Raw genomic sequence first — 5,721 nt, 5'->3', positions numbered from 1 at the left:
CGGCGCCGGCTCGCGCGATCCCGGCCTTCGGCGCATCGAGCGCGGCGCCCGGGAAACGTCCTCCGCCTCGACCTCCCTTGTCGGTCGCGTTGGAGGACTCCTATGAAGACCCTTGTGCTCGCCAACCAGAAGGGTGGCGTCGGCAAATCCGCCGTCGCCACCTTGCTGGCCCACTATTTCCGCAAACTCGGCTGCCGCGTGCTGGCCATCGACTTGGACCACCAGGGCAATTTCTCCGACCCGTTGCGCAAGTCCCAGCGCGTGGCCGTGGCCGAAGTCCCGGCCAGCGCCTTGCTCACGCAGGCGAGTCCGGTCATCCCGGCTGCGGACTTCGTCCTCGTCGCCGCTGACCGGGACATGTCCGGGCTGGAGCGCCAGCCCGGCCTGCACAACGATTTCGCGAACCACCTAAGGGTCTTCCTCAAGGCCATGGACGACCGGTTCGATGTCTGCCTCATCGACACCAACCCCAACCCGGACATCCGCATGATTGCGGCACTGGCTTCCGCCGACTGCGTGCTCTCGCCGATCCAGCTCAACCAGGAAGCGCTGGACGGCGTGCACGCCCTGCTCAACCACCCTCGGGTGGGGGTGCGAAAGATCACGTCGATGCTCAACCCGAAGCTGCACCTGATCGGGCTGCTCCCGGTGATGGTGGAGGCCAACCCGTTTCAGCGGGAGAACTTCCTGCAGCTGGTGCAGAAGTTCCACCCCATCCTGATTCCCTACGGTCCCAAGCCGGGGCAGTACGCGTCCATGCCACGCCGCTCCGCCGTGGCCGAAGCGCAGGCCGAAGGCCTGGTGCTGTGGGAGATGAAGAAGACCGCCGCGCGCGACGCCTGGCGCGAGAGCGAGGTCGCCATGGCAGTGATCGCGAAAGCCGTTCTGGCGGAGTCACCTGCGCAGGCAAACACCATCACTACCCCTATCAACGGAGCGGACCATGGCGCTGTCGCTGGATAGTCTGGACCTGCTGCCACCCACTGGGGGAGAGGGCGGAACTCCCTTGCGGATTCCGCTGGACACCATCGACGAAGACCCGGATCAACCTCGCCAGGAGTTCGACGAGCAAAGTCTGGACGAACTGGCCGAAACCATCCGGGAGCGGGGCGTGCGCCAGCCGGTCTCGGTGCGCGCACACCCCACCCAGCCCGGGCGCTGGATGCTCAACTTCGGCGCCCGTCGCCTGCGGGCCTGCAAGCGGGTCGGACTTTCCGAGATACCCGCCTTCGTTGATCAGACCGCCAACAGCGCGGACCAGTTCATTGAGAACGAGCAGCGCAAAGGCCTGAGCCCGCTGGAGATCGCGCTGTTTGTGCAGCGGGCACTGAACCAGGGTCAGACTCAGGCCGACATCGCGCGGGCCATAGGCAAGAGCCGGCAGTACGTGACCCTGGCGACGGCGCTGATCGATCCACCGGACTGGCTGATGGCCGCGTACCGAGAAGGGCGCTGCCGCGGTATGAACGAACTCCATGAGTTGCGTAAGCTGGCCGGGGAGCATCCGCAGTACGTTGAGGCTTGGACTTCGGATCGCAGTCCCATTACCCGGGATGTTGTGATGGCTCTCCGGGCCGAACTTGCTGAGGGTTCAGGCAGTGTGCGGCGTGGTACATCAGCACTGCTCGAATCCGTGGAAGCTGGTCTCAGGACTGGCGAGGCTGGAACAGGGGCGCGGAAGTCACGTCAACAGCAACCCAAATTGATTGCTCTTCTGGATGGAGCCGAGGTCGTGGTGAACACGCTGCAGGCCCCGCCCAAGGCAAGACAGCTTTTCGTGATCCCTGTGAAGGGCGGCCAACCGGAGGCTGTGGACACGGGTCGACTGATCCTTATCGGCCTGACGCGGGACACGAGTTGTCAATCTGATTGACAACCGGGAGGGCCTTGGCAGCCGACACCTGTTCGGCCGCATCACCTTGCCCAATATGCAGCGTGTACCGATCATTGATCCGGTACACCGTGCGACTCCCCCCGTTGGGCAGCGCTTCATCAATCACATCGAAGTACTCGGCGGCCAGCAGAATGCCTTTGAGGTTCTGGTGGCCGTAGCGCTTCTGCAGGTCCTCCAGCTCGTCGGGCGCCTTGCTCCGGATCAAGTTGAGTGCCGTGGTGAGGTACGCCCACCCATCAGGTCGTGCCGTCTTCAGAGCGATCTCGCCAAGCATCGCCACCAGGTGACTGCTCTGCAGGAATCCAAGTTCCATCTGTCGCGCGCCCTCGGACGATGCAAAGAAGGCCGCCAGCTGTTTCCGCCCTTCATCCATCGTGGTCACCCAGCCCCTGAGTCTGTCCAGCATGCGAAAGGTTTCGTCACGCTTGGCATCCAGATAAGCCAGGGCAGCGTCTGCATCGCCGTCCACTGCTGAGTACCAGCGTGGCAGGAAGTGGTGAATCAGATCGTTGCGCGCCTCCACCAGGGCGCGCATCTCCTGGTCGTGCTGGTCAATGAACTGTGCGTCGGTCTCCACAGAGAAGTGAAAGCCAATCCAAGGCTCTGTGATCTCGTCCGGCGTTTGGTGTTCGGGTGGTGCTTGCAGGACATGGGTCACCATCCTGCCTGCCAGTTCGCCCATGGTCTTCCGGTGTACGGCAGTTCTCTGCGCCTCCATGCGCTCTGCCAACTGGCTTGCCGGTCCGTGCACAGAAGCAGTGGCGTTCAGGTGCTTGAGCATGGCCTCAACCATCTGGAAATTCACCACATTGCGACCGATCCGGCGCAGCACCTCATCTCGCTCAGGTGTTCTTTCCAGCCCGCGAGGCTGTGACGTGTCGTTCAAATCGTTCCCTCCCATGTGGTTCAAAGGTTTCTGCATGCGACCTCGGCCTGGCCGGTTGTCAATCTGATTGACAACCTGGCCGCCATCGGACACCCAATGGTCTTGCTGGATTTTCGACCGAATCCAGCGCATCGAACCAGTCGGTTCTCGGAGAGCATAGGTGCATGGTTGAGTGCAGGATAGGCGGCACGCCGCCGGTTTTACAAACGACTCGCTTCGCTCACGTTTGGACCTTTCGGTTGACCCATGAACACCCACAACCCTGACTTCGTCACGGTCGATATGCGCGGCTTGAAGGCCGCGCTGGTGGCCCATGCTCAGGCTCGGCGTGAGAGCGTGTCGGTACTGGTTCGTCGGGCTGTGGCCCGCGAACTTGGGCAGGCTGAATCGCTTCCACCGCCGATCACAGGTTTCGAGAGCATCGCCCCTTTGCGCCAGTCCCAGATCAAGTTGTCAATCAGATTGACAACCTCTGAGGCCGAGAGACTGGCAGCCGGTTCGCGCGCAGCAGGGTTGTCGCGCGGCGCTTACTTGGCAGGGCTCATCGCAGGCATCCCCGCGTTGACCACGGGCGCAAGCCGCACCGAGTTGCTCTCTGCGCTCACCACATCCAACGCACAGCTCTCAAGCCTCAGCCGCAACATCCACGCCCTCACGCGTCTGCTGACCCAGAGCAACGTGCAAAAGGCGCTGGTCTACCGCGACATGCTCGACACGTTGGACGCAGACGTGCATCGCCATCTCACCCAGGCGGCGGCCCTGATGGCCGATCTGCGCCCGCGTGTGTCATCCGCTGAAACCACCCACCGGACCATCCGGTGACTACCAGGAGAACGCCATGAGCCAAGCGCCGAACATCGATGGGGTGCTCATCCAGTGGGGTGATCGCCTGTTCTACCCGGGCAACCGTGTGGTCAAGGTCAAGCCGCAGCCCAGGCTGAGCGATGGAGGTATGCGTCAGCGCGCAGACGCCATCCGCAAACGCATCGAAGCCACCGTGGTGAAGAGAGCGCCCCAGGTCATGGTCAAGGTCACCGGGGGAGGGCGGGGCATGCTGGCCATTGCCGCCCATTGCCGCTACATCGGCAAGAACGGCCGGCTCGATATCGAGACCGAACAAGGCGACACGGTCCGCGGCAAATCGGCTGTGCACGAGCTGAGCGAAGACTGGCGCTACGGCGGCAGCCTGATCGGGGACGAAGGCTACCGGCGCGAGGCTTTCAACATCATGCTGTCCATGCCCCGGGGTACCGACCCGTTGATCGTCCAGCGGGCGGCGCGTGAGTTTGCACAGACCGAACTGGCAGGCCACAAATACGTGATGGTGCTGCACGACCACCAAGCCAACCCGCACGTGCACATCAGCGTGCGGGCTGAGTCAATGAGCGGCAGACGACTCAACCCGCGCAAGGCCGACCTGCAGCGATGGCGAGAGACCTTTGCAGAAAAGCTGCGTGGCTACGGGGTCGAAGCCGAAGCCACCCGGCAGGCCACCCGAGGTCGGAGCGTGAGCTACCCGGACCTGTGGCAACTGAAAGCCAACGAGGCAGGGCGTTTGAGGAAGACTCGATCTAGCACCACTTCAGGAGACAGGGCACGTGCCAGCAGGACCGAAGCCTTGAAGGGCTGGCTGCACATAGGGCGTGCCCTGGCGGGATCAGCCAATGCGCGGGACGTGAAGCTGGCTGGATCGATTGCGATCTTCATACAGGAGGCGTCCGCATCGTGGACGATGCAGAAGACAACACATGAGGCCGGCAGGGATTTTCAGCGACCTGGTTCGGCTGTCGATTCGCAAATTCGTCGTTGACTTCAGAGCCTACCGAGCCACTAAGCGTCTGCAGGCCGGCCGGCCAAGGCTGGATGGAACCGTGAATAGGCCCATCTGTGGTCACAGGCAGCTATCTCTGCTCACACGCACGTGGCAACTTGAACGACATATCCGGACGGAGAACTGCCGGTCACACTCCCGAAGAGAGACGACGGCGTCGACCTGTTCAGGTGACATGCCAGATTGGGTCATGCCGGTGTTGCCGAGATTGGCTGCAGCCTTTGACGGGCTGACGTCCCTCCATGCTGCGCTAAGTCCAGATCTTGACTAACTCGGCGATCTTGTCGGCGACCTGGGCCATCGTGTCTTCCTTGGTGTCGAGGCCGGTCCGAGAGGCAAGCAAAGGACTCACATTCCGCAATTCGTCGTAGGTTGTCTCGTGCACGATGGGCACGAGACGATTGCCGGCGAGTAAGGCGGAGAGTTCCTTATCGGCAACGCCCTGATTTGGAAGCCCCTTGATGAAATTCGGCGTGACCAGCACAAGACCGATGCGCGAATTGGCCAACCCCCGATCAATGGTTCGCATCATCGGCACGCCGAGGCCAAGGTCCAATTCACTGAACCATGTTTTGACGCCAGCAGCCTTGAGCGCGTCGTCAAGGTCCTTGGCTGCACCCTGCCGGTCAGTCCATGCGTGGCACAGGAAACAGTCGCGCAGATCGGGCTGTTGAACAGCCACTCTTTCAACGGCCTCGCGGACTGGCGTGAGGGATTGCACTTGGGCCGAGGTGTACAAGACGGTGGAGCCAGTGCGCGACCAACGCGGTCGGGAAGTGCCGCTCGATCGACTGCCACTGCTCCCGCTAGAACTCCCGCTCGACGTGGACGACGAATACGAAGGGTAGGACGGGCTGCTGTACCCGCTGCTATAGCCGTAACCCCGGCCGTAGCGGTATCGACACGCAGGACAGGCGGCCGCAGCCGCTGCAGAATTGTGTCCACGAACTGGTGCTGTGCACTGAGTCATTGCTTGAATTCCAGGTTGCTGAGACAGTTACATCGTACGCACAGAAGCTTGGCTGGGGTGCCACTTAATTTCGTGAGGTTAGAAATCGAACTCTCGGTTGGGCCCCTGAGCAACATCCCCCCATATCCTGTTCGGGAGCT

General features: G+C 62.2%; 6 protein-coding genes. 4 read left to right on the top strand and 2 right to left on the bottom strand.

Annotated features, from left to right (window positions below; all coding sequences use genetic code 11):
- Positions 1-102 precede the first annotated feature (102 nt).
- A complete protein-coding gene (locus ABYB95_RS15755) occupies positions 103-963 on the top strand; it encodes a ParA family protein (RefSeq protein WP_008904101.1) in 861 nt (286 codons plus the stop codon).
- The gene (locus ABYB95_RS15750) at positions 944-1,873 is read left to right on the top strand and encodes a ParB/RepB/Spo0J family partition protein (protein ID WP_008904102.1); all 930 of its coding nucleotides are present in this window, start codon (positions 944-946) and stop codon (positions 1,871-1,873) included. Before ABYB95_RS15755 ends, ABYB95_RS15750 begins: the two co-directional genes overlap by 20 nt.
- Here ABYB95_RS15750 and ABYB95_RS15745 read toward each other — a convergent pair.
- The gene (locus ABYB95_RS15745; RefSeq protein ID WP_182118960.1) at positions 1,833-2,780 is read right to left on the bottom strand and encodes a hypothetical protein; all 948 of its coding nucleotides are present in this window, start codon (positions 2,778-2,780) and stop codon (positions 1,833-1,835) included. The two genes, ABYB95_RS15750 and ABYB95_RS15745, sit on opposite strands and share 41 nt — an antisense overlap.
- A gap of 246 nt (positions 2,781-3,026) precedes the next feature.
- Between ABYB95_RS15745 and ABYB95_RS15740 the strand changes: the two genes are divergently transcribed.
- The gene (locus ABYB95_RS15740) at positions 3,027-3,602 is read left to right on the top strand and encodes a hypothetical protein (protein WP_008904104.1); all 576 of its coding nucleotides are present in this window, start codon (positions 3,027-3,029) and stop codon (positions 3,600-3,602) included.
- Positions 3,603-3,618: 16 nt separating this feature from the next.
- Positions 3,619-4,590, top strand: coding sequence for a relaxase/mobilization nuclease domain-containing protein (locus ABYB95_RS15735; RefSeq protein ID WP_372659510.1), 972 nt, complete (start codon positions 3,619-3,621; stop codon positions 4,588-4,590).
- Between the two features lie 271 nt (positions 4,591-4,861).
- Here the strand turns inward: ABYB95_RS15735 and ABYB95_RS15730 are convergent, their stop codons facing one another.
- Positions 4,862-5,350, bottom strand: a complete 489-nt coding sequence (locus ABYB95_RS15730; protein WP_008904106.1) for a toll/interleukin-1 receptor domain-containing protein — start codon at positions 5,348-5,350, stop codon at positions 4,862-4,864.
- Positions 5,351-5,721: the final 371 nt, after the last annotated feature.

Source organism: Hydrogenophaga sp. (assembly GCF_041633695.1).
GTDB lineage: Bacteria > Pseudomonadota > Gammaproteobacteria > Burkholderiales > Burkholderiaceae_C > Hydrogenophaga.
Note: the sequence above shows the minus strand (reverse complement) of the source record. Positions and strands in the feature narration are given on the sequence as shown.

Excerpts from the sequence above, each read along its gene's own strand:
- ABYB95_RS15755 (WP_008904101.1), top strand. The coding sequence starts at position 103 with ATGAAGACCCTTGTGCTCGCCAACCAGAAGGGTGGCGTCGGCAAATCC.
- ABYB95_RS15750 (WP_008904102.1), top strand. The coding sequence starts at position 944 with ATGGCGCTGTCGCTGGATAGTCTGGACCTGCTGCCACCCACTGGGGGA.
- ABYB95_RS15740 (WP_008904104.1), top strand. The coding sequence starts at position 3,027 with ATGAACACCCACAACCCTGACTTCGTCACGGTCGATATGCGCGGCTTG.
- ABYB95_RS15735 (WP_372659510.1), top strand. The coding sequence starts at position 3,619 with ATGAGCCAAGCGCCGAACATCGATGGGGTGCTCATCCAGTGGGGTGAT.